At 42.9% G+C, this 23,166-nt stretch carries 19 protein-coding genes; 11 read left to right on the top strand and 8 right to left on the bottom strand.

The window, feature by feature from the left end; all coding sequences use genetic code 11:
* Positions 1-34: 34 nt before the first annotated feature.
* On the bottom strand, positions 35-370 hold the full coding sequence (locus Q0852_RS21380) for a hypothetical protein (RefSeq protein ID WP_299021939.1): 336 nt from the start codon (positions 368-370) through the stop codon (positions 35-37).
* Positions 371-836: 466 nt separating this feature from the next.
* Between Q0852_RS21380 and Q0852_RS21375 the strand changes: the two genes are divergently transcribed.
* From Q0852_RS21375 to Q0852_RS21365, 3 genes are all read left to right on the top strand, one after another.
* Entirely contained in the window at positions 837-1,241 is a 405-nt protein-coding gene (locus Q0852_RS21375; RefSeq protein WP_299021937.1) for a hypothetical protein, read from the top strand.
* A 59-nt stretch (positions 1,242-1,300) separates the two neighbouring features.
* Positions 1,301-1,723 carry a hypothetical protein gene (locus Q0852_RS21370; RefSeq protein WP_299021935.1) on the top strand — a complete coding sequence of 141 codons (423 nt, stop codon included), beginning with the start codon at positions 1,301-1,303 and terminating at the stop codon, positions 1,721-1,723.
* Positions 1,724-1,841: 118 nt separating this feature from the next.
* Positions 1,842-2,108 carry a hypothetical protein gene (locus Q0852_RS21365; RefSeq protein WP_299021933.1) on the top strand — a complete coding sequence of 89 codons (267 nt, stop codon included), beginning with the start codon at positions 1,842-1,844 and terminating at the stop codon, positions 2,106-2,108.
* Between the two features lie 70 nt (positions 2,109-2,178).
* Here the strand turns inward: Q0852_RS21365 and Q0852_RS21360 are convergent, their stop codons facing one another.
* The 5 genes from Q0852_RS21360 to Q0852_RS21340 all read right to left on the bottom strand — a co-directional run bounded on the left by Q0852_RS21360 (position 2,179) and on the right by Q0852_RS21340 (position 7,193).
* The gene (locus Q0852_RS21360; protein ID WP_299021931.1) at positions 2,179-2,889 is read right to left on the bottom strand and encodes a phosphate ABC transporter ATP-binding protein; all 711 of its coding nucleotides are present in this window, start codon (positions 2,887-2,889) and stop codon (positions 2,179-2,181) included.
* Between the two features lies 1 nt (position 2,890).
* Positions 2,891-3,754: a PstA family ABC transporter permease gene (locus tag Q0852_RS21355; protein ID WP_299021929.1), complete on the bottom strand. Its 864-nt coding sequence runs from the start codon at positions 3,752-3,754 to the stop codon at positions 2,891-2,893.
* Positions 3,751-4,617 carry a PstC family ABC transporter permease gene (locus Q0852_RS21350; protein ID WP_299021927.1) on the bottom strand — a complete coding sequence of 289 codons (867 nt, stop codon included), beginning with the start codon at positions 4,615-4,617 and terminating at the stop codon, positions 3,751-3,753. Before Q0852_RS21350 ends, Q0852_RS21355 begins: the two co-directional genes overlap by 4 nt.
* A gap of 3 nt (positions 4,618-4,620) precedes the next feature.
* Entirely contained in the window at positions 4,621-5,454 is an 834-nt protein-coding gene (locus tag Q0852_RS21345; RefSeq protein WP_299021924.1) for a phosphate ABC transporter substrate-binding protein, read from the bottom strand.
* Positions 5,455-5,993: 539 nt separating this feature from the next.
* Complete coding sequence (locus Q0852_RS21340) at positions 5,994-7,193, bottom strand: hypothetical protein (protein ID WP_299021922.1); 1,200 nt, start codon at positions 7,191-7,193, stop codon at positions 5,994-5,996.
* Positions 7,194-7,418: 225 nt separating this feature from the next.
* On the opposite strand from Q0852_RS21340, the gene Q0852_RS21335 reads away from it, so the two are divergent.
* The 4 genes from Q0852_RS21335 to Q0852_RS21320 all read left to right on the top strand — a co-directional run bounded on the left by Q0852_RS21335 (position 7,419) and on the right by Q0852_RS21320 (position 14,564).
* A complete protein-coding gene (locus Q0852_RS21335; RefSeq protein WP_299021919.1) occupies positions 7,419-8,270 on the top strand; it encodes a hypothetical protein in 852 nt (283 codons plus the stop codon).
* A complete protein-coding gene (locus Q0852_RS21330) occupies positions 8,263-9,423 on the top strand; it encodes a hypothetical protein (RefSeq protein WP_299021917.1) in 1,161 nt (386 codons plus the stop codon). The genes Q0852_RS21335 and Q0852_RS21330 overlap by 8 nt, the downstream gene beginning before the upstream one ends.
* A 429-nt stretch (positions 9,424-9,852) precedes the next feature.
* Positions 9,853-11,715, top strand: coding sequence for a hypothetical protein (locus tag Q0852_RS21325; RefSeq protein WP_299021915.1), 1,863 nt, complete (start codon positions 9,853-9,855; stop codon positions 11,713-11,715).
* Positions 11,716-11,723: 8 nt separating this feature from the next.
* The gene (locus Q0852_RS21320; RefSeq protein ID WP_299021913.1) at positions 11,724-14,564 is read left to right on the top strand and encodes a DEAD/DEAH box helicase; all 2,841 of its coding nucleotides are present in this window, start codon (positions 11,724-11,726) and stop codon (positions 14,562-14,564) included.
* Positions 14,565-15,198: 634 nt separating this feature from the next.
* Here the strand turns inward: Q0852_RS21320 and Q0852_RS21315 are convergent.
* On the bottom strand, positions 15,199-16,146 hold the full coding sequence (locus tag Q0852_RS21315) for an NAD-dependent epimerase/dehydratase family protein (RefSeq protein WP_299021910.1): 948 nt from the start codon (positions 16,144-16,146) through the stop codon (positions 15,199-15,201).
* The gene (locus Q0852_RS21310; RefSeq protein WP_299021908.1) at positions 16,143-17,036 is read right to left on the bottom strand and encodes a glycosyltransferase; all 894 of its coding nucleotides are present in this window, start codon (positions 17,034-17,036) and stop codon (positions 16,143-16,145) included. Before Q0852_RS21310 ends, Q0852_RS21315 begins: the two co-directional genes overlap by 4 nt.
* A gap of 488 nt (positions 17,037-17,524) precedes the next feature.
* Here Q0852_RS21310 and Q0852_RS21305 point away from each other — a divergent pair, with 488 nt between their 5' ends.
* The 4 genes from Q0852_RS21305 to Q0852_RS21290 are packed head-to-tail and all read left to right on the top strand — an operon-like array spanning position 17,525 to position 22,736.
* A complete protein-coding gene (locus Q0852_RS21305) occupies positions 17,525-18,190 on the top strand; it encodes a TnsA endonuclease N-terminal domain-containing protein (protein WP_299021906.1) in 666 nt (221 codons plus the stop codon).
* Positions 18,183-20,138, top strand: a complete 1,956-nt coding sequence (locus tag Q0852_RS21300) for a hypothetical protein (RefSeq protein WP_299021904.1) — start codon at positions 18,183-18,185, stop codon at positions 20,136-20,138. Before Q0852_RS21305 ends, Q0852_RS21300 begins: the two co-directional genes overlap by 8 nt.
* Entirely contained in the window at positions 20,125-21,054 is a 930-nt protein-coding gene (locus Q0852_RS21295) for a TniB family NTP-binding protein (protein ID WP_299021902.1), read from the top strand. Before Q0852_RS21300 ends, Q0852_RS21295 begins: the two co-directional genes overlap by 14 nt.
* Positions 21,054-22,736 (top strand): TniQ family protein, encoded by a 1,683-nt coding sequence (locus Q0852_RS21290; RefSeq protein ID WP_299021899.1) that lies wholly within the window; start codon positions 21,054-21,056, stop codon positions 22,734-22,736. Before Q0852_RS21295 ends, Q0852_RS21290 begins: the two co-directional genes overlap by 1 nt.
* The last annotated feature ends 430 nt before the right edge of the window (positions 22,737-23,166 follow it).

Here is a 23,166-nt window from a genome sequence, read left to right as displayed (position 1 = left end):
GAGACACCTCAAGCTATTAATTTAGTTACCATGTTTAACTGCTTTGCTTACGAAATGCCAATTCAGCTTTGAAAATTTCAATTCTCCAACTAGGTAAGTGGGATTGTGTTTGAATAATGGCTTCAATGTGATCAGTATCGAGCTCTTTTAAAGCTTTGAACTCGACCGGTTGATTACCATCCTTGCCTCTGGTTCGCCAATAGAACCCTTGCCGGACTTCATTGTGAGGTGCGTCAGCGTAGATGGATTGCTCTTCAAATGGTTCTGTATTAACGTTTCGTCGTAGATAGTCAGTCCCTCCATCTACCATATTGGTTTTGCCGTTTGCATCAATATGAGTGACATAGTCGTGTCGACGCCTGCTAATCAAAATTGTGCCGTTTGGTGTTTTAATTCGGTTTAGAACGATATGTGAATGTGAGAGCCTCGCTTAATTATGGCTAACATATTAATTTTATGAACAAGTGTGGAGCCGGACTAGAGCTATAGTTGACGAGTGTTGCTAGCAGTCTTCCCGGACACAGGTATTTCGGCTCATTCCCTTTGGCCTGGAGTCCTCATCACCAAATGTAAGATAAAGATTGTTTGGCTTTGAAAAATTGCCTACGGTGCAGATACCCCAAGCCCAGCACTCCCTATAGCCTTTATCCTGCTCTTGCATCATCTCGAGTTCGGCTTCTAACAGTTCGTGAATCGCTTCAATATATCGTGGAGTTAACTTGATTTTGTGTTTGTGGTATCTGGCCATTTCGATGCAACCTCTGAATTTACTCTATACTGTTTTTTTATACAGTATAGAGCGGTGATTTAAGAAATTGCAACTGGAGGTAGTTGAGATGGATGTACCACAAGTTTTGAACCTTGAGCATTCGCTCACAGTACCTGACGGTTTTGAGCTAACACTTGTGATGCACGAATACGGTCTTTACGTCAGCCAAAGTACGCTCATTACGAATTGGTATGATTTTCGATTGTTAGCTCTGACAATAGCCTTTTCCCGACAGGGCGAGACTCGAAGGTTTATGTACTCATTACCCAAGCAATCTGATTTATTTGATCTTCAATTTTCATTTCAATTGTGTGTACACCAGACCTGTTGTGGTGGGTTTCAGCCTTCTCGAGTCCAGATTTCGTATTCATTTGTTGATGATGACGATGTTCGAGAAGAAATTTATGATTTTTGGAAACAGCTGTTAGAGCAGGTGAAATGTCTGGAAGGCTTAAAGAAAGTGGAGATATAAAAAGAGTACCAACTGAGTGCTCATTCTATTACTTATAAAGCATTGGTGCGGGGCGTATTATGATTAAACCTGACGGGCGTGTGTACACACCAGATGGATGGACGATCTTCCATATTAACAACAATGGTGCTCATACCTATAAAGTGTTGGGTACGTGGAGTGTCGGGTATCTCGATGGCGATTTGTGGCGCCTTTTATCTGGCACTGAAGATTTTAATCTGATATGTGATGCAACAATCGGCTTGTTTGTCTCAGAGCAGTTGAGCGGTTCTACGTACCACCTCAGCCGAGCTGCGTATCAGCGTCACAATGCTTACGGAACAGTTATTCTCCAACGGACAATAAATTCTTTTGAAATGGCGCCTCCTGGTATAGAGATTTCTTTGCTGAAATTGAGGATTAGCGAGGATGGATTGGTTACCAATCCTGTTGAGAGCTTAGATGAGGTAGGTAGCTATGAACGTCATTACACCAGACCCTGAATCGAGGGTTCATAAGCCTGATGCCTGGATTATATTACGGCTCACTCAAAAGGGGGAGGTATCATATCGGCTTTTTGTATCGTGGCGCGGAAATAATGGTCTTCAAGATCGATGACGTATGTCATCGGGAGCTGATAATCTGGACGAAATGATTAAAAGAGATGATGGCTGTTTCGTATGGCCACAGACATCAGGTTCAACATATGTGCTGTTGCCTTATGCTCAAGGTTTTGTGGGCTTAAACGGTGATCGAATGCTTCAGAGTATTATGTGTAACCCACAACTTCATTTTTCATCAGGTACTGTGGTTGAACAGTTAAGTGCACTTAGAGGGTCAAATGGTCTAGTTAAATATCCGATGGTATTTGCAAATGATATTGATTAGAACTCGGAAATGAATAATGACTGAAGACAAGCACTACAAGTATTCCCTCTACCGGGAGCGTTTAAATTGATCAAACAATCCTTCCATGTTCAAAACAGCTGATGTGATCAGCTAGCTTTTTTGTTTGCTGATCTGAATGGGAAACCATCACTATGGTATACCGTGTAGCGAGTTGGATAATAAGTTCTTCAATTTGAGCGGTTGTTTCAGGATCCAATGAGGCCGTAGGTTCATCAAGCAGTAAAATTTCAGGTTCAAGTGCCAGTGTGCGGGCCAGACAAAGGCGCTGCTGTTGTCCGCCAGAAAGAGAGTGAGCCGGCATGTTAAGGCGGTCTTTGACTTCATCCCAGAGTGCGGCCTGATTGAAGGCGGTATAAAGCTTTTGTTGTGCGTCCTGACCTTTCAGGCCACGAACAACTTTAAGAGGTAGGAGTAAGTTCTCTTTTATCGTGCCGGGTAACAATTGTGGGTGCTGGAATACCATGCCTACCTTTCGGCGTAGTTCTGGTAGTTGTTGGGTTTTAATTGCGTGAACAGACTGCATTGTACCGTCAAGTAACAGTTCTATTTTTCCGTGTGTTTGGCAGTTTTCGAAACAATCATTGAGGCGGTTGAGTGCTCGTAGAAAAGTTGTTTTTCCTGAGCCGGATAGGCCGGTAAACACGTGGATTTGATTTTTATAAAAGTCCACACTTACATCTGAGACAACCTTTTGGGAGCCAAAAGAGATCGTGAGATTGGAAACCTTACCGGCAAATTCTGGCGGCCGTTTGAATGTCATACTAGGTTCTCCATGACTGTCGTGTTCGTGGCAATAATCCGGCCGCAGAAAAAATAGCGGCAGTGAGGCTCAGAAGGGTTAGCGCAGCACCAAAGGCCATTTTGAGCTCTGAATCACTTTGGTACTGAGCACTGTAATAGAAAATAGTAAATGGCAGTGCTTCATAGCGTTCAAATACACCGCTGGGCATTCCTGCGTTGGCAACTGCGCCCGTCAGCATAATAACTGCGGTATCTTCGGCTGCTCTTCCCATCGCCAACATAATACCCCCGATTATTCCTTTGGCTGCTTGTGGTAGCTGTACCGTACGCAAAGTTTGCCAGTGCGTCATACCGAGTGATAGCGCCGTTATCTCAAGCGAAGGGGGCAAGGCTTGCAAGGCAGTTCGGGTTGCGACGGCTAAATAGGGAATGATTAACATTGCGAGGCTTAACGCCGATAAAAGTAAGCACGTATTGGCTGATGGGAGTAACCAGTTGCGCAGAAATAGGATTAAGGTAAATCCGAACAGCCCCATTAAAATTGAAGGGATACCTGCAAGGATATCAATGCCTAGCGCAAGGATGGTTTTGAACCGTGAGTCCGCGCTGGTTGCCAGCCATATCCCTGTTGCCAGCCCAGGTAAAAGGGCTAAAGACAAGGCACTGACCACAACCGTAATCGTACCGGCGCAGGCCGGCCATATTCCGTCCCAAATGGGCTCGAGCCCAAGTAATCCTTTGATGGGGTCGGTATCGCCGAAAAATAGTGAAAGACTGAGAGCGGGCCCGCCACGGTTTATTATAAAACCGATGAAAAAGGTCAGGCATACCAAGAGCCCGATCGCGCAGCCCAGGCACCAGAGGTGAAATAATCGAGCCTTCATTCTGAGTCACCTTTGAGTGCATTACATTGTGCGTGTTCCATTTTTCTGATTAGCAAAGTAACAGTAACACTTATCGCAAGTAACAACAGGCCGGCAGCAAACAGAGAGTTATATGCTGCGCTGCCGTTTTCAGTTGCGAGAACCAAGCCAATATGGGCTGTTAAGGTGCGAATTGAGTCAAATACGCTGTCGGTCAGCTGAGGGGCATTACCGGTCAACATTAGTGGGAGAAGGGTATCACCAATAGCGCGACTAAAACCCAGTAACGCAGCAGAGGCCATCGCTTTGGTTGCGTTAGGTAGGACTAAGTATAAAACTGTCTGTGTATCGGTAAACCCCATGGACGCAGATGCTAGGCTGATCTGGTTTGCTTGCGGTCGGCAGTGAGTGTCTAACATCATTACCATAACGGGCAAAATCAACAGTACGACCATCATTGCAGCGGCGAGCAGGCAAAAGCCTGAGCCACTTCGAAAGGTTTCACGTAGTAGCGGCACAAGTAAAAAAACAGCGGCAATACCATAAACTACCGTCGGGATCCCAGCCATCAGCCGGATCACTCGCCGGATCCAAACCGCTATTTTTTGATAGCGATTCAACAGGCAAAAGCCCGCGATGCCAACGGCAATAGGAAATGCCACTGTCAGAGCGATAAAACCGATCAGCCCGGAACCAATGATCATAGATAAAATGCCATATTGCCCTTGCTCAGGCATCCAGTTCAGCGATAAAACCTGTGTCTCAGTATTAATGAAAACGGGCAAGGCAAACCAGAACAGAAAGCCGAACAACAACAGCATCAGAACAAATACTGTGGTAACAAGTACCAGCAGTATTCGCTCTGTCGTGATAGGGGATGTCATGGGTTATTTATTGCTGACTGGAATATATCCAGACGCGCGAATATATTCAGCACCCTGCGGGCTGTAGATAAAATTAATAAATTCTCGCACCAGTCCTTTAGGTTCGCCTTTGGTGTTCATGTATAGCTTGCGCACAATAGGGTATTCGCCGGATGCACAGGCTTCATTGGTAGGTTGGACATTATCTAGAGCTGGCGCTTTAACCATGCTGTCTATATAGCCAACGCTACTGTAGCCGATGGCACCAGGATCGCGTGCGATGGCTGTTTTCATTGCGCCATTAGACGGTACAACATTGGCGTGATTGACCATTGGTGAGTTGTGAAGCAATTTTTTTACGAAAACGGCACGGGTACCACTGGCCTCATCTCGTGTAAAAATGTTGATAGGGCGATCATTTCCGCCTAGAGACTGCCAGTTGGTGATTTTGCCTGCAAAGATATCGGCCACTTCTTGTTGGGTTAATGCTTGAATTGGATTCGACGGATTGATGATGACCGCTACGCCGTCGATAGCGAATGGGAACGAGATCAGCCCGTGTTTTGCTTCACCCGGTTTTAATTGTCGGCCAGTGTTTCCTATCTCAACCAGGCCTTTGGCCACTTGCTGGGCACCTACACCAGATCCTCCTCCCGCGATTGTGATACGAATTTCGCTATTGGATTTCATAACAGCTTTGGCGGCTTGTTTCATGACCGGGATATGTGCCGTTCCCCCTGCGATATTGAGCGTTCCAGAAAGCCCTTTGAAATTGTCTAGATCAGATGCCTGACTGATAGCCGGAATAAAGCACATGCCACAAACAAGCAACCGGAGAAAACCAGATTTGAGTCGCATAAAATCACCTTTTTGTTGGAACTGAAGCACGGGGAAAGCACCACCGATGTATCCGGTGCTGATTTTGAACGTAAAAGACTACGCCTACCTAACTGACAAAACAATATGTATTACAAATGAAGTGTGATATTACTAATTGATATAAAACACAATCTTTGAAAAGGTGAGTGACTTGATAGCTGTGCTTTAGTCCACCATCACGAAAACAAATCCAAAGGTGCAGAGGCAGTTACCCTGGTAATTTAGATAACACCATTTGTTAGACCAGGGTTGAATTAGAATACGCTCTAAGGCTCTCGGAGTAGACAGATTGCTAGGAAAATTTCCCTCGATCTTATCTTCATTTTAGCAATGGCATCCAGTGCTTTGGATAGAAATTTGGAATTATGAAATAAGTACTTAACCTTGGTTCGTAACATTTTTCGTTATAAATTAAGTTTCAAGTTATCTAATTCCTCCAGCATATAAATCCATTACATGAAACCATTTTACGAGAATTGTATCCATATTGACTGTTATTTTGTGTATATGGTTTTGCCTTATTTAAGATGGTTAATAACCAACTTAGCATCACCAACACTTTTTAAGGTCAACTTGATAACAGGTTCCCGTGAAAGCTGGTTGTAAATGCGTAACGCACTGTGCCGGCCATAATTGGACTCATCCGCCGATGTCTGTTCATATTCTGCTTTGATGAAAGGCTCCAAAGCAATAGCTTTTCTTGATGCATTGAGCCATATATTCACTGTCTTCGTGGTCGAAATTTCTACGCCTATCTCCGTACCATTTTGTAGCAGCATTCCCATTAACTTTTTGTTCGCTTTGTAATTGGGGTGAACTCGGCCAATGCTTTTTGTTAATTCAATGAATTCAGTTGGCGTGATACGGTCTTCGTCATTTTTTATTTCCGCTGCCGTGATCTTAGAAGGTAATTCGCTCGCTTGTTTGTACTTGTTAATAATTGCCGCTTTTTCATACTCCAACTCAATGGATTGTAATAAACCAACAAATGAATCAAGATCTAGTGACAGAACTTGAGCAACCGTTGCGCAGTTTTCAGGGCTGACTATCACTTTAGTAAGTTCTTCCTCTGATTCGACACCTAAAATGTCACATAAACGCGAGCGTTCGACCTTGCGCCATTCAGCCCTATTTAGCAGCGTTTTTGCCACTATTCTTAATGTATGTGAATGCTCACCATAATAAATCAGTTTGTAGTTATCTTGTAAGGCTTCACTGTTATACATGACAAGAGGTAAGAATCCACGCCGGGTTTGCACAAAGGCTTTGAGGTCATCCTCATTCAAAGCTGAGGCTGAAATTGTTGATTTAAAACTTGAGTACTTCATGCGTGCCACAGCTGCTAATGCGCGAACATAGTCAGTATCAAAGGCACTTGCATCTTCTTCATAAATTAACGCATAACCAAGCCCAATATACATAACTTCAATTAAGCCTGATGCTTCATTGTCCTCTGAAATTTCTCCCCAACCTAGACACGGATCTTGCTCGAAGGCTTTCATTAATTGAATCATCGAATTTGTAAAGTGAAACAAATCTACTGTTGAACACCGACTGACATCTAGACGACCAGTATCTCTTAACTCTTCACAAACACAGACAAAATGGTCAATCTTACTTTCAGTGTAATAGTCGTATGCACCAGGCAGACCTAGAGGCGATAAAAAGAACTCTAAGAACTCACAAAATCTTTGGGTCTCGTTTTTTAGGTTATGCATGTGGCGTTTACTTGCCCCTTAACTTGTACCGATACTTTATCTTTATATAGTTATTCTTATATGTCAATTTGGCTAAAAAAAACATTCATTATTTATTTGAACTAATGATTTTACCATCTATCGTAGTATGTAGGATCATTAAGACGGAGCAGAAAAGAGCCAGTTAAAGCATTAATTACAAACGTCATGAGACAATCTTATCAGTAAGATGACAGGGAGAGTTTAATGATTACTGGGGAAACCGAAGCAAAGGCAATCTTAAAAGGAACTTTGAGGCAAGCTCAAGCTGTGGGTGATGAGCTGCTGTGTCTTAAAATGAGTCGTGCGAATATATACGAGAAGAAAAGTAGAGCAAGTGCAGAGCGTTTCATGCAGGAAGAGCTCGCATGGTACGGGGACTTCATTCTTTTCAATAAAAGATATCGGAGGTTATCCTCTTGGCACTTTTGCGCTGAATTCTCTGCAATAGAGCCAGAACTTGCTCCTGCTGAAGGCATGGGTAACCTGTGCGGATTCATCCTCGGATACTATGACTCCAGAAAACACTTAAAAGGTAAGCCTGGATTTTATTTAATGTGGGCAAGCAATTTTTATTTTCATGAGCACTTTTTGGTCAGAGGTATCCAGAGGTTTAATGAAAAATCAATCGGTGAAATTGGCGCTATTGTTTACCCAGTTATTGAATGGCTCATCTCAGAAAACGTACCAATCACTCGGTTGAATGATGTGAATTATTTCGTTTTCAGAAACTTTATCCTTGTTAGCAACAAACTACCCAAAAGTAACGGCTTGGTGTTTAAGACTATTCTCTTAACCAATGTCATGACCAAAGAGCAGGAAATGAAGTTCTCAAACGCCTTAGCGACGCTGGAGAATGGAAAAATCGAAGCAGTTATGACCAACGAACATGGGGATGTAGTGCGGAAGATCCCGCCTGCGACAGGAAAAAGCCTTATCGTTAGTTTGAGCGACAAATCCTTTTGGGTACAGAACGTGTTAACTAAGCGAGATTATCGCTTTAATAATGAACCCTTAATAGACCAGCTGGAAAATATGAAGAAGGATATCAATGCATAAGTTACCTGAACATGGACGTATACAGTGCACTCGATGCTATTCATGCCAAGCAGAAGAAGTACAATTCGATAAGACCAAAAACGACGGCGGGAATGGCTGGCGAATTAGCAATAATCCATTGGCTTGGGGGTGTTCTGAGCCGGAAATTATAGTCCTCGGCTTTTCTAAAGGGCCAACTCAAGTAGGAGCCCTTTTAGCAACACCTCATAACAAAATTGCTTATAAGGGGAGCAGAAAAAATGTCGATAAAATTTTATCGCATATTGGTCTGTTGGAGGATGAAACAATTGACCAAAATTCGAGATATAAATGTGATGCCTTGATCAATGAAAGCAATAATAGGTTTCACTTTGGCTCACTAATTCGTTGCACTGTCGAGCAGTTAGATGCCAAGACCAATAAATGGAAAGGCTCAGGTGGCGGTATGCTAGACAAATTCGTAAAGACCGACTTCGGCAGTCAGATCGCAAATAATTGTACTCAACGTTTTTTAGTCGATTTGCCAGAACGAGTGAAGCTGATTGTTATGTTTGGGCTTGGGACAAAACTTAACTATGTCAGAGAAGCATATAAGCTCTTTTCCAAGAATCGACCTGGAAACTGGAAGTGGATTAATGACGTTTCTTACACTGACGGGAAAGTTACCGTTGTTCACGTTGAGCACTTTGCAAGCCAGGGCGCACTGATACCAAACTGGTTGGGAGAGAATAATAACCTGCGCCAGAACCTTGGCTTGCAAGCTCAGACCGCAGTCAAGCTTGCCATAAATGATGGCATCACGTCTTTGACACCCCAAGTGACAGTAATAAAGGAGCCTGTAATGAGAAAAGCAAATAAATCATCACCAATAGTGTCCAATACTTATGCATCAGATAAGTTCTGTATGAGACTAAAGCTCATTTGCGATGATGGCATTGCGCTCTATCCAGTGAAATTGCGTAATCGAACCACGGGTATTTTTTCTTATCGCGTATCCAATGGTAGTAATCGAAAGGAAGATGCGATTGAACTATTTGATGAGGATATAGATAAGCTTATCGATATGGTGGTGAATCAAGGATACGGTGTTAGGGCTTCTTCACTTGACAAGGCAAGGCACGGAATTTATGGCATCAATAAACGCTCTGTTCACTCCTATGAGATAATCTCATGATCCACGCTCGTGGGAAGTTACTCGATAGAATGCAATCTTGAAGTAACTATACTATGAAGAGCTGGTAGGTCTCCCTGCTTGAATCAATATATAGGCAATACAAAAGTTTTCCGAAACTTATTAGTAAAGTGACAGTTTACGATTCTTGCCCCCATTGAGTTAGTCGGTAATGGCTAACTCGAAAACGCCCCCTTTTAAGTTAGTACATTTGCTTACTTATAACCTGTTAACATAGATGCCATATTTTTTGATGTAAGCTGAAAAGAACGGGAATTGTAATAACCAGAAAAACGTCAGAAATCACATCATGTAACTAAAAAAATTCACGCTACAGTAGATGTTTTTTGTATGTCAGATCGCAGTCTACAATGATAAATCCTGCGAAACTGTGAAAAAAGGAATCTAAATACACTTAGCTGGACACAAGGAATGGCAGAGCAAAGTGACCAACCCAGAAGCTTACAGCAGATACAAGTTTGTATTGATTGTAATCGACTGCAACAAGCAGAACGCTTGTTAAAACAGCAATTAGGCAAAGCTCCTCGTTCACCAGAACTATGGCAAGTCTATGCGTTAATCAAAAGTCGGCAAGGAGCACGCAAAGCGGCAAGGAAAGCTCGTAGAAAAGCCGCAGCATTATTGGCTCATGCACAATCCAGCCATCGATTATACCCTGAAGAGTCCGACTTCGATTACATCGTCCAAGAAGCTCAGCAATACCAGGCAGCTGACGTTTATGAATACGGTGAAGAAGAACCTGAGTATCACCACAAACGCCCCACAAAGAAGCGCCCGATACTCTCGTTAAAACAAATGCCACCAGAAACCAGATGGCCTTCAATGGATTCAGATGACAAGACTCCTAGTTCTGATTCTTCAACAAGCCCTACGGAACAAAAAAGAGTAATAACAACGCCCGCTATCACCACATCAGTGGCTGAATCTCGACAAGATTTCGAAGTAAGGACGAAAAGAAAAACTTTATCCTTAAACCGCGTAAAAAAAACAAAAGTGGACGAAAACAGGGAATCACCTAAGCACATTCAAAAAATTACCGCATTATCCCCTTCAGCATCGCTGCAAGTACCTGCAGATGAGCACAACTCAGAGATCTTAGCAAGCGAAGCTCAAGCCATATCATATCAACCCAAATGGTTGGATAAAGGCTTCGTTAAAGCCTCTTCTCAAACAATAACAACAAGCTCTCCGGCTCTAATAAATGAGCTTTTACAGACACCAACGGGCAAACAATCCAGCCAGGATACAGATTATATTCAACAAAACGAATCTACCCCTAAAACAAGCGCTGATGCTCTGGATGATGAGAGGGCTTTCACGCCACAAGCTAACGTTGGTTCTGAGCCTCTAGAACTTAACAGTTACCAATATCCTGACGACGAGCTGTTGCTACCTGAATCGGATGAGTTGGATCAAGACTGGGATGAAAGCCTTGAACTTTGGGAGTTCAATGATGCCCAGAGTGAAGCACTTCCAGAAATTGAATTTATTGATATCGACAACTACGACAGTGTGCAGGATATGTGGCTTGAACCTGAGCCAATAGAGCCTCGCGAACCAGATACCTCAATCCTCACATCATCTCTACTCCTCAGTGACAAGGCCCGACTTAGAGCTATCCAGTTTATTTATGAGAATGATTGGCCAATAAGTCATATCGATTTTCTAACGGTCTTACTTTCAAGTCGTGGCTATGGCGCAATAATAAAAACCCTGGAGCGACACATATCTGAGGGCATGACACCAGATGAATTTATTATTGCATCCAAAATACAATCATATTGGAAGCAAAGCCCCCACCTATGGATCCGCATTAGCAAAAATGGTCATTCTGATGATGCCTATCGCAATATCAGTTGGTCTGATTGCTTAAGGGTTATCAAAACTCTAGAAGGCCCCTACGATTCATTACCTGATATGGTTGAGATTCAGGAGTCCATCGAAATTCTTTATGAGGAATGGATCTCCTCCCCTGTACTTATTAGGTATTACCGCGCTTTTAATCGTTACTTCTCTATGTGGCTTTACCATAGCCTTAAGTTTGGCCATCAAAGAGTTGCTCCAAATCGATTTGGCGGATTCAACGATGAAGAGGTGGAGGCTTTTTGTGACTGTGGCCTGTATGACATCGCCCAAAATACGCTTTACAACAATCTATCCGAATTGGGTTTTACTCATGGCCCACAAGGTTTGTATCGAAGTACATTCAGGCCAGAACATATCATGGAAGGAACTTGCATTGATGAACAGGTTTTTAAAAATCAGCTTTTCTAGAGGAAAAAATGGCTCTTGATTACAGCATTAATCCCATTCGAGGTTGTTGGGTCTCACTGCCCACCAATACAAAGGAAAATCGCACAGGGATCGTTCTTCAGATATATTCACGTCAAGAAGGTAGCCAAGCCCAGGTCAAGTGGATACCTACCGGAGAAATATCAGTTGTACCTGTTATTCAGTTGCGTAACGGCTTTAAGCTTGGTATGGATGTCCTCGCTGCACATACTGATGCAGGACTGAAGCTTCAAGAAGGTGTCATCAAGCAAGCAAGAAAAGTGGGGGGTAGTGAGCAACTCTTGGTGGAATTCAATTCCTCAGGACTGCGTCGTTGGATCCCTTTCCAGTTCCTACAACATATACAAGGCGTTAAGCATGGATTCATTACATCTAAAACAGGTAATAATGATCAAGCGGAACGTCTTCGTATGCGAGTACTTGCCCATGCATTGACAGTTTGGAATGAAAACACCGGAGCCTTATCTGCCCTTGATATTGATCCGCTGCCGCATCAAATTCATCTCGTTCATCACATTATCAACTCTGGCAACCTTAACTGGATGATTGCTGATGATGTTGGCTTGGGAAAAACCATTGAGACCGGAATGCTATTGGCGGCATTACGGCAAAGGGGATTGGCCAAAAGGATCCTCCTTATTACTCCTGCGGGCCTGACGAAACAATGGCAGGACGAAATGTATGAGAAATTTGATTTGGGGGACTTTCAAATCTACGGCGATGATTTCTCTATCAACGAGCCCAGACATTGGAAAATGCATGACAATGTCATCGCTTCCATCGACCGTCTAAAAACAGATGCACATCAAGAGTTACTTCTTCAAGCTGAACCTTGGGACTTAGTGATCTTTGATGAAGCTCATCGACTCTCACGCCGCCTTTACGGATTACAGTATGACAGCTCAGGTCGTTTTGAGCTGGCAGCAAACTTGAGACGCTATGGCAAAGCGCAGTCCATGCTGCTGCTGACCGCAACACCTCACCAAGGGTTGCAGGACAAATTCACCTCATTGCTTGAGTTACTTCGTCCAGAGTTAAAAAGCGACATTGAACTATTAAGTCTCAAGCCCCAACTACTCAACGATATGGTGATCCGAAATTACAAAGCTGATGTGACCGATTTGGAGGGTAACTTTGTTTTTCATGGAAAGTCCACTCACGCCATGACTGTCGATATTAACGACGAAGCAAAAGTATTCGATCGATCTTTGCAAAACTACCTCAAGCAAGGTTATAAAGCAGGGGAGGCTCTTGGCAGAGCTGGAAATGCTATCGGCTTTGTGATGACGGTTTATCGAAAGCTGGCAGCTTCCAGCGTTGCTGCAATTCATCTTTCTCTTGAACGTCGCCTCAAGCGATTATGTAATGAATATGATGATTGCGTAAATCATACGCAGGACTACAGTGAAGACGAACGCTATCAAGGCGAAATGGAGGAAAATTATGATACCTCCCAGCAACAATTTTTCGAAGGTGAAATAGAGCTACTCGAAGAGTTAATCATAGAGTCTCGCGCATTGCTTCAGAAAGATCTCAAACTGGAGTTATTTCTTGACCAATTATTGCATCAGATACTGGCGGATGATCCTGACAAAAAAGTACTCATATTCTCTGAGTATCGTGCTACCCAAGACTATCTGAGATGTGCACTGTCATCTGTCTATGGTGAACATAAAGTTGCGTTATTACATGGAAGCCTCACCAGAGACGAGCGAGCCGAGGCTATACAGCATTTCGAACAATCCGGTCAGTTTTTGATCTCAACTGAAGCCGGTGGGGAAGGGATAAACCTCCAACGCAACTGTCATATCATGGTGAATTACGATCTCCCATGGAATCCTATGCGTTTGGTTCAACGAATCGGTCGACTGTATCGCTACGGCCAGAAAAACAAGGTTGTTGTGTTCAATATCCACTCACCGGATACAGTTGATGAAAAAATTATTGGTTTGATGTACGAGCGCATAGATCAAGTCGTAAAGGACTTAGCCGTTGTCCAAGGTGATGAGTTTAACGATGCTTTAAAAGACGACATTTTGGGGGAGATTTCCGACTTAGTCGACGTAGAAGATATCCTCAAAACCGCAACAAACAGCGATATCGAACGAACTAAAGAACGTATTGATGAAGCACTAAACATGGCAAAAGAATCTGCATCTAAGCAACGTGAATTGTTTCAATATGCTGCCGGTTTCAACCCCGAGGAACTCAGCAACGATTTAACGATAACTACGGCTCATGTAGAGGCTTTTGTCGCAGGTATGTGCCAGATCCTAAACATCGAAATTTTCAATCGAACTCACTCTCAGAGAATCTGGCACCTCAAGCTCCCCGAGCAGGTGATGAAGAAACTAGGAACCCGACGTAGTAAATGCGAAATCACCTTCGACAGACCACTGGCGAAACTTCGCCCTGGTACCGTGATGATGGATATGAGTTCAGAGCTACTGACATTCTTGGTAAAAACTGCAAGTAGCTACCGCTTTGAAGGTAAAACGGCTGCGGTTGTCGGCCATCAATCAATGGGAGATGCATTTATGGCCGGCTTACTCCGCTGGCAAAACGATTTGGGCCTGAGAATGAAACAGGAGTTCAGTGCATTTACCATCAAAAATGGCAAAGTCGGCAATAATCCCGCCACTTTAGGGCAATGGCTATTAGATCCAGCTCAGTACGGTGACACTGATACATCGAGGGATAATAATCGATATATATTCGAGCAATGCGACTCGGCAGCAAACTCAATCCTTGCACAGAAAGCGAATAATCACCTTTTCCCTGAGGAAGTTGAATGGGTTGGGGCCGCATGGGTAACATCTCAGCGCTGTTGATCGCGAATTCAACTCGTGAGTGATATCATTTTCCGTAGAAGTTGTTTTAGCCTTGCTCTTCGTAAAATAATATTCGTGCGAAATTTCGTCTGGAAAAATTTTTCGCTAGAGTTGATGCTTGCAGTCAATATTGGCTGCAACTCATTGACCTTTAGAGAGCTACAAATAAGTATCTATAATGTGAATATCCAGAACTCTCCCGCAGTCGTTCGATAACGGCAAAGTAATGGTCTGCGGCCACTACAACCTTACCTCGCAGGAGGCTACGCTAAAAGTTTAAGTCGTGATCAGATTGTTTTTATCTGGAAGCCAGTACGAGGTGGGGGGTAGTACGAACGGCTGGAGGCCTTTTTAAGGCTAATGATAAAAAAGGTGAAGTAAAGCTTATTACCTTGCGAAATAAGGTAAAATGTCGACAGCACAGTAACCGGTATAAGCTGATAAAATGTGATTTTGACGACATAGTTGCTGTTGAGTGAAAGCTTCCTTGCTTTCAAAAAGGCCACCACAGCGAGCGACCTTTCATTGCATTACCAGAGAAATTAGCTGCATTTCTTATATCTCGATTCTAAGTTTGTTCGTGACATCTCTTGTGCTCTTGATATATCTTCATCTGTCGGCTATTCCTGCGCTCTTAGGAAACTCTCTTCATCCTTTTTTGGAGTTCGAGTAACATCATTGCTAATCCGGTATAAAGCCCTATTTTTGGTTCCCATCCGAGATGCTTTCTGGCCAATCTTATATCAGGCCGACGTTGGCGAGGATCGGCAGTCGGTAGAGGCTTAAAGAGTATTGGACTGGAGCTGTATGTAATTTCCTTAATCATCCGTGCCAAAGTTATCACTTTAGTTTCTTCATCATTGCCAATGTTAATTACTGGTATCTGAAAATTCTCCATTTCTTTTTGCATTAAAGTAATAAGGGCGGTGACCGTATCTGTTACATAACAAAATGATCGTGTTTGTTGTCCGTCTCCGTAAACCGTTATTGGTTTATTCGACATGGCTTGATGAAGAAAATTAGTGGTAACTCTTCCGTCGTCTGAACGCATACTTGGGCCATACGTGTTAAATAGACGAGTGATCCTCACGTCGACGCCTTGTTCGGTTCGGTAGTAAAAGCAGAGGGTTTCTGCAAGTCTTTTTCCTTCGTCATAGCATGCTCTGGGGCTTATGGTTGATACTTCCCCAAGATCGCTTTCTTTCTGAGGAAGCGATCTTGAATCACCGTAGATCTCCGACGTCGATGTAAAAACTACTCGAGCTCTCCATTGCTTTGCTTTCTCGAGTATCTTTTGAGTGCCGGTTACGCATGTATTTATCGTGTGTAATGGTGACCGCTGGTAGAACTGAGGGGAAGCAGGGCAAGCAAGGTGATAGATTTGGTTATGAGTCGGAATATCATCCAAATAATCACTTGAAATATCTGCTTTTATAAAGTGGCTGGATGAAGAAATGTTGGTTTTTTGACCCGAACTGAGATCGTCAATAATGGTGATCTTGTTTTCCGGATCACGGCCAAGCTCGTTGGCCAGGATGGTGCCGAGAAAACCAGCACCACCGGTGATCAGGATAGAGTTCATAGATTTGCACTCCTATGATAATGCCAAGCCATCACAATCCATTGAGTGATGGCTAATACCCAGTGCAACGGTTTACCGCTGACTGGTACGAAAGGTCGTGGTTTTAGTTCAAGACCAAATTTATCGGCAAGACGACGGTTTCCGATGCCATAGCGTCGGAAACGTCGGACAAACCCCCAATAGCCATCATTAAAGCGGTGCTTTGCCACGCTATTTAGACAAAAGCCAATCTCTCCGATTTCTAATAAACGCAAAGCAAGGTCAATATCTTCCCCGCCTGCGAGATTGAAATGCTCGTCGAATCCTCCAATGGATAAGGCTGCTTCACGAGAAACTAGGCAATTAGCCGTGACTAGATAATCAGGGCGCTGACCAAGAACTGTCTTGGCTATCGGTGGCAGTAAAGTTTTTTGATCGCGGTAGTAAGTTGATAGCCAGTCGTTCTCCATAACAGCGATATTGCCTGCGTAGGCAAGAAGGCTATTGGAGTCGCGACAATAGCCAGAAACAAGCGTTTGGGTTGGTATGCAATCAGAGTCTGTAAACAAGACCCAAGGTAAGCTACATGCCATTAGTCCTTTATTTCGGGCTGCGGCAGGCCCAGGTGTGACACAACGCAGAAGTCTGATTGGTAAGGGATAATCATTTCGCAAGAGCTTAAGTGGAGGCATCGAATTATTGTCAACAATAATCACTTCTGCTGGCCTTTGAGATGGCTCCAGGCGACTGATTCGGTTTAGAAAGAGATCGATTCCAGGTTGATTGTTTTTGACTGGGACGACGATGCTTATGAGATCATCCCGGATAATTTTTGGAGGCTGAAACAGTTTTTCTTTTGATAGTCGAGGCGTATAGCCAAGTGTACTGCGCAGCACAGTAGCTACTGTCATATTTGGATGCTCAAGTCGCTCTTATTTTGTCAGTTTAGTTTATAAGTAAATGAATCGTCTTCACTGATGCTTAACAGGCCAAATTGATTTTGTCTAAACATAGTTAGTCTTATCGGGTTAACTCTGTAGCTACGACTAAATGTGATATTTGTGTCAATCAATTGTCGGGACTTTTTAGGAGTTGACCTGGGAGCTGCGAATCATAAGCAGTGTTTGATTCGCCAGCTTTCGTAGGGGTAGGTGCTCGTAAGTGCCTGAAGTTGATCATTTTTACGTTGTCAAAGAAAAAAATTTAAGTGATTGTTTTAATGATAGTTATGTCAATATTAAAGCAATATCTCTTTGATTCACTTTAAAATATTGAGTGAAAAAAAGCTTGATTTTGGCTTATGTCAGTACTAATATAAGCGTAAGTGCTATAGATGCACTTGTTATAAACTGACTTTGCAGCTAGTCTTCTCTGTATTCATAAACAGAGAGGATTTTTCATGCTTGAAAAAACATACCTTAGAGATAGTTATCTAAACGAAAATCACTTCATTGATAACTACCTTATCCATCGCATTTATCGTTATGACAAAGTCAAAGCGATAACCTCATTTCCGAGTATCAAACACCCCAAAGCGCAGCTTTGCGAAAGTACCCTTGAGAAAGAAGTTTGTCTGATCAAAGACTTTGATTCTCGAGTTGTTAAGCGTCTAACACAGCCATTTACAATTGACTTTGGTGATTTCCGGTATACACCTGATGCCATCACTCGAGAGAACGATGGCAAAGAATACATCGAAGAAGTTAAACCAGCGTGTGAGCTGGAAAAGCCTAAGGTGATCAATCGACTACGTGAAGTTGAACGTCGTTTGTTCCGTAAGGGGATTAATTTTCGCGTTATAACTGACGAACTCACCTCAAACCGACTTTACATAGCGAACCTTTGGCAACTATATCGTCACCGCAGTTACCCTCATGACCTGACTTGGCTGCCAGAAGCGCGTGCTACATTCGGCGCTTGTTGTCAGTTAGGTGAGCTTCAGGCTTGGATACATACTCAGAGTATCGATATAGCTTCGCTCTACTATGCCATTGCTCACCATGAGATTTCGTGTGACCTGCACACTCCATTCAATAACCGTATGGAGTTGATCTTCAATGCATGATGGGTACGGAACTTTCAAGAAAAATCAACGGATTGAACTCTTAGGTAAGAAGGGGTTCATTAAACATATTTGTCATGAAGAGACATTAGTCAGGTTTGAAAAGACAAAAATTAGCCAGGTATTTGAAACGAGCTACATTCAGCAGATGTTTTGCAGTGGTGATCTCAAAATCATAAATACTGAGACACTTATTTCTACGAAGGAGATGCTGACTGATAAGGAATATGCTCTTTTAGAGTATAAGCGAGCATATGTTGAACATCTGCAGGCTCACCATTCTGGTCAACCAACATCGAAAGCTGCCATAGATGATGCGCTGCAGGTGGTTCCAGCTCAAATCGCTGACTTGAACCCACCATCGAGATCGACGCTTTGTCGCTGGGTGAAAGAGTATCAAACGGCAGGCTCACACATTATGGCGTTTGCCCCTCGAAAACCCGGGCCCAAGCGTAGAACCCGTGTTCCATATAGTCGCCTAGACGATATTTATGAGGCGTTGCATAAATATTATCTGTGCAAAAACTACATGACCCTCAGTGCGATTCATAAGGATCTTGTGGCCGGGTGGAAACATAATAATATTACAGACTTTCCGTCTCGTTCGACCTTTTACAAAGAGGTTCATGATTACTTAGATGATGGTCAAATCATTGAAGCTCAAAATGGTAAATCAGCAGCGAACAAGCACAACCGCCAAGCCGTTGAGAAATATATTGTTCACTCGATTTTAGAGCGGGTAGAGATTGATTCTGCTTACATCAGCATTGGCTTGCTCGATGATGATGGTAATTACCTTGGCCCCGCTATTTTAACTGTTGCTATTGATGTGTATAGCCGTGCCATCCTCGGTATTTCCCTTGAAGTAGGACGTCACGGGGAAAGCACAGAACATATAGTCGATTGCTTACGTAATTCTATCTTAACTAAACCCGGCAACGATGCCATTCCTGAAGAGTTTCGTGAAGGCTGGCCGATGTGTGGCAAGCCGGCACAAATCATCGCGGATGCTGGCCCTGGTTATGTCTCGAAGGCATTTACCTTGTTGTTATCAATTTTGGATATATCTCGTGACACAACGCAGGTCAGGCGGCCCTGGAAAAAGCCCTTCATTGAACGTTTCTTTGGAACATTGCGTACTCGTGTTTTACAAAACATGAAGGGTTATATGTCATCAGGAAGAAAATCAGAAGAACTAGAGCCAGATCAAACACTAAAAAGAATTGCAACTTTATCTGTTAACAAGTTCAAGCAATGCCTTTATCACTTTATCGTTAATGATTACCACCATACACCGCATACAGGGCTAAACGGAGCTACGCCATTTGAGGTCTGGGAGCAAAAAGCAGCAGTAAGTGGTATTACTTTACCTGAACAAGCCCACGTGATTCGTATGGCATACCCTCGCTTGAAAGTTGTGGCATTGGATCCTGTTAAAGGGGTTCAGTATGAAAACCTTCGGTTCAATTGCCGGGAGCTTCGAGAGATTTATTCAAAGATTAAGAAACGCTCAGACAAGAATAATCCAAGGGTTGAACTGTTAGCAACGCATACAGATATGTCTCATGTCGCAATTGTCGACCCTGTTACTCAAAACCTGATTCGCGTCAAATGTACGCACCCAAAGGTAGTTGCTGGTATGACGTTAGCAGAGACGAAGAGCTTTAACGGAACAATTCCAGCTGGCGTTACAGGGCACAATACGAATTACATTGAAATGACAGCGGATAGTGCTGCGCGCAAGAAAGCCAAAGATGCAAAGGAGAAGCTTGATAGGCAAAAGGCGAAGGCTGAAAAGAACACAAATAAGCCTGTAAAAGTTGATGAGCTTCATTGGCTAATGGGTCAACAGCTAGATGATGACTCATCGTATAGACCGTACTTAGGTAGCGATTCCGGGGATGACAATATTACAGGCTTTAGTAAGGGGTTGTGGGATGACGAAGAGTAGCGTTTTAGCAAATTATCGTAATGATGTTCAGCTGGGTTTCAAAGCGACCAAAGTTGAGCATCCGCACTACAAATTAGCCAAAGAGTGCCTGGTAAAGGCTATCGGTTTTTCAGGCACTGATGAGTTTGAGTCTGTGGCGATTAGCGGCCCAACCGGTGTAGGCAAGAGTACGCTATGCCGGGCTTTCCGTGATGAGGTCAACGGCCAGGTTCCGCCTAATTCCGATGAATTGCCTGTTGTGGTCATCACGGCAAAAAATATTACGACACATAAGTCATTTTTTAGCGCCCTGTTATATGAACTTGGTGATATTAATCCAACGAAAGGCACTAGCGAGGAGATGAGAATACGGCTTCGTGTTTTACTCAAAGGACGCGGTGTATTAATGATCATTATTGATGAGTTTCAAGATTTATTTGAGGAGGTTTCTGGGCCTAAAGCGATGAAAACTGCATCCTTTTACAAGGGCTTCATGAAGGAAACACAAATCCCGGTAGTGATTGCTGGCACTGAGTCAGTAGAGTATGTGCTGCAGGTTGATGGGCAATTTCAACGGCTTTATAACTTGTATCGGCTGCCTAGCTTTTCTATCGACACCCAGCAGGGGACGGAATATTACCAGTATTTTGTTGAAAAGCTGATGAAGCGCTCGCCTTTACCATCATCAGTAACTTTTGAAGGCAAGATGCTGGAGCGGCTCTTTCTAGCAACAAACGGTAGTATGGCATTGCTTAAAAAGCTGATTACGGAAGCTATTCATGTGGCTCAGAAGCGTGATTGCATGGAGTTAACTAAAGTGGTCTTTGCCGAAGCTTTTTCGAGCTATTTTGGGCTGAGGGAAACGCAGTTAGGGATTAACCCATTCTTGGCAACTACCCAGCAGTTGAATATAAAATTGAAGCGAGGCGTGATCTGATGGAGTTCGGCGTACGAAATATATATTCTTTGGCTGTACGTCTTGCACCTTTGCAAGGAGAGAGTATCAAAAGCTTTTTGATGCGCCTTGCGATAGCGAATGCATGCAAATATAAAGATCTCATTAAGCACTTAGGGTTTGGCCCGAATGTTTGGTTTACTCCAGGCTCACGTTCTGAGTCAAAGGTGTATACAGAGCTGAGCCGAGTTTTAAATGTAAGTGAAGGTGATTTGCTTAATGTACTTCGGACACCATATATGAAGGAGTTGTGGGTACCAAGTGTGAAGGGAACGAGCGAAATGAAAATTCGCTCGATTCGAGTATGCGTAGGCTGTTTGTTGGAAGCCTTGTATCATCGGCAGGCGTGGCAGCACGCGTTGTATTGTGTTTGCTCTAAACATAATGAGTTGTTGATCGATGTGTGTCCGCAGTGTGGTGAAGATCTGGTTTTGGCAACTAGCCATAGTGGTCGATGTGGTAAATGTGCATCTCATATAACTGAGTGGACGGTTAGCAAAGTTGAAGTTCCGCATTGGCAATCTCAAGTATTTCGAGGAAGCCGTTCGAGAGAACTACTTATTTCGTTATTGAAGATGAGTATGATTGCGGTGCGCCCACTGGATGTTTTTACCTCAGATATTCGTATACGTGAGATGCGTATTACAGAAATCATGGTGTTAATGCAGAAAGCATGGTTTTTACTTTACAGTCACGCAGAAAGACAGGCATTGAAAGAAGAGCTGGAGAGCCACTGGTACGAAGAGATTCGGGTTTTAGGAGATGAACTAGCCTTGACCCTTTACAGAGAGGCTCAAGCGTTAGCATTAGCTGATGAGTTGAGCAGAAATGGTTCTAAATCTTCGGTGTTTACTAGTGCTTCACGTGCTCTAAACATAATTAAAAGTACGAAACACTTTGCGTTGCTTTACCGAGGTAATGATGCGGCGGATTTTGTTAGGGCAACTCAATTAACTCATTACTTGGGGGTTGCTCCTGCTGATTTTAAGCAGTTGAAGTTGTCTGGCGTATTTATACCGGTTAATCCTGAAGCAGCCAAGAAGGATGCACTATACAGTCTTGAAAATGTAGCTCGCAAAGTATCAATGTTGAATCGAACAAATAGCGTTGCTAAAGGATATATACCTTATTGTGAATTAGTACCTTCAGCCTGTAAGTTTATCCCTGGAGTTACTGCAGGGGATGTGCTGGTGGATGTTTTTAATAACAAACTCCCTGCACAACTATTAACCTTGAAAAAAGGAAGCCTTATTTCAAGGTTATATATCAATAAGCAGTCATTCTTTGAAAAGTATGATGAGGATGCACTTGTCAAAGAGGACGAAATACCTGTTGAGTATTTACCAGCGTATTGGGGAACCAAAATGCCGAATGTCAGAGAGGCATTAAAGAGTGAGTTTATCCTTGACATTATCGACATGGGTTCAGAGTCTCCAATAAGATATATTCCAATGTTAGCTATAAAGGAGTTGAACTCTAACTATCTGATATTAAACAAGTGGGCGTTCTTACATGCTAAGAGCAAGGTTAAGTGTTTATGTGCACTGAAGCGGGCGAAAATAGAACCATTGGTGAGGGTAAATGAAGAAAACTGTAACTCTTTTGAAATTTATCCTAAAAGCGCAGAGCAAGTTTTGCTTGAAAGGTATGACGAGCTAACTTGATGGACATCAGCTTTAAAGCTAGATAGAAAATATGAATCTTGATGTTTAATAGGCACCTGATATATCAGGTGCTTTTTTTTGTCTGCAATTTTGAATCTAAGGAATAATCTTTGGGTTTATTTTTATGTAAATATCAATATAAAAACCTGCTATAGTTGTATACACAGATGGTTTGTCATGAAAACCGCCTGACTACTTATTACCATGATGAAATAGGCTAAAATCTCATAGATTACTGGGTTTTTGCCAGTAATCCCACGAATTGTTGGATTTTGAGCAATTTCTAATTGGACAAATCGTTGTAACATGTTGATTTACTTATGTGGCAATCTCATTTGAAACTGGACATGACAAGTAGTTATTGATGTTCAACGAGTCTTATTTGAAGGAGACTCTCAGCCTTTTGCTGCTGATGAAGTTGTTCACAATA

This window comes from uncultured Photobacterium sp. (genome assembly GCF_947502415.1).
Taxonomy (GTDB): Bacteria; Pseudomonadota; Gammaproteobacteria; order Enterobacterales; family Vibrionaceae; genus Photobacterium.
This window is presented reverse-complemented; position numbering and strand designations above follow the sequence as displayed.

What these genes read in the sequence shown, in the direction of transcription:
- Q0852_RS21330 (WP_299021917.1), top strand. Translation starts at nt 8,263, where the DNA reads ATGCATAAGTTACCTGAACATGGACGTATACAGTGCACTCGATGCTAT.
- Q0852_RS21345 (WP_299021924.1), bottom strand. Translation starts at nt 5,454, where the DNA reads ATGCGACTCAAATCTGGTTTTCTCCGGTTGCTTGTTTGTGGCATGTGC.
- Q0852_RS21340 (WP_299021922.1), bottom strand. Translation starts at nt 7,193, where the DNA reads ATGCATAACCTAAAAAACGAGACCCAAAGATTTTGTGAGTTCTTAGAG.
- Q0852_RS21305 (WP_299021906.1), top strand. Translation starts at nt 17,525, where the DNA reads ATGCTTGAAAAAACATACCTTAGAGATAGTTATCTAAACGAAAATCAC.
- Q0852_RS21310 (WP_299021908.1), bottom strand. Translation starts at nt 17,036, where the DNA reads ATGACAGTAGCTACTGTGCTGCGCAGTACACTTGGCTATACGCCTCGA.
- Q0852_RS21320 (WP_299021913.1), top strand. Translation starts at nt 11,724, where the DNA reads ATGGCTCTTGATTACAGCATTAATCCCATTCGAGGTTGTTGGGTCTCA.
- Q0852_RS21290 (WP_299021899.1), top strand. Translation starts at nt 21,054, where the DNA reads ATGGAGTTCGGCGTACGAAATATATATTCTTTGGCTGTACGTCTTGCA.
- Q0852_RS21300 (WP_299021904.1), top strand. Translation starts at nt 18,183, where the DNA reads ATGCATGATGGGTACGGAACTTTCAAGAAAAATCAACGGATTGAACTC.
- Q0852_RS21295 (WP_299021902.1), top strand. Translation starts at nt 20,125, where the DNA reads ATGACGAAGAGTAGCGTTTTAGCAAATTATCGTAATGATGTTCAGCTG.
- Q0852_RS21365 (WP_299021933.1), top strand. Translation starts at nt 1,842, where the DNA reads ATGTCATCGGGAGCTGATAATCTGGACGAAATGATTAAAAGAGATGAT.
- Q0852_RS21370 (WP_299021935.1), top strand. Translation starts at nt 1,301, where the DNA reads ATGATTAAACCTGACGGGCGTGTGTACACACCAGATGGATGGACGATC.
- Q0852_RS21355 (WP_299021929.1), bottom strand. Translation starts at nt 3,754, where the DNA reads ATGAAGGCTCGATTATTTCACCTCTGGTGCCTGGGCTGCGCGATCGGG.
- Q0852_RS21335 (WP_299021919.1), top strand. Translation starts at nt 7,419, where the DNA reads ATGATTACTGGGGAAACCGAAGCAAAGGCAATCTTAAAAGGAACTTTG.
- Q0852_RS21315 (WP_299021910.1), bottom strand. Translation starts at nt 16,146, where the DNA reads ATGAACTCTATCCTGATCACCGGTGGTGCTGGTTTTCTCGGCACCATC.
- Q0852_RS21350 (WP_299021927.1), bottom strand. Translation starts at nt 4,617, where the DNA reads ATGACATCCCCTATCACGACAGAGCGAATACTGCTGGTACTTGTTACC.
- Q0852_RS21360 (WP_299021931.1), bottom strand. Translation starts at nt 2,889, where the DNA reads ATGACATTCAAACGGCCGCCAGAATTTGCCGGTAAGGTTTCCAATCTC.
- Q0852_RS21375 (WP_299021937.1), top strand. Translation starts at nt 837, where the DNA reads ATGGATGTACCACAAGTTTTGAACCTTGAGCATTCGCTCACAGTACCT.
- Q0852_RS21325 (WP_299021915.1), top strand. Translation starts at nt 9,853, where the DNA reads ATGGCAGAGCAAAGTGACCAACCCAGAAGCTTACAGCAGATACAAGTT.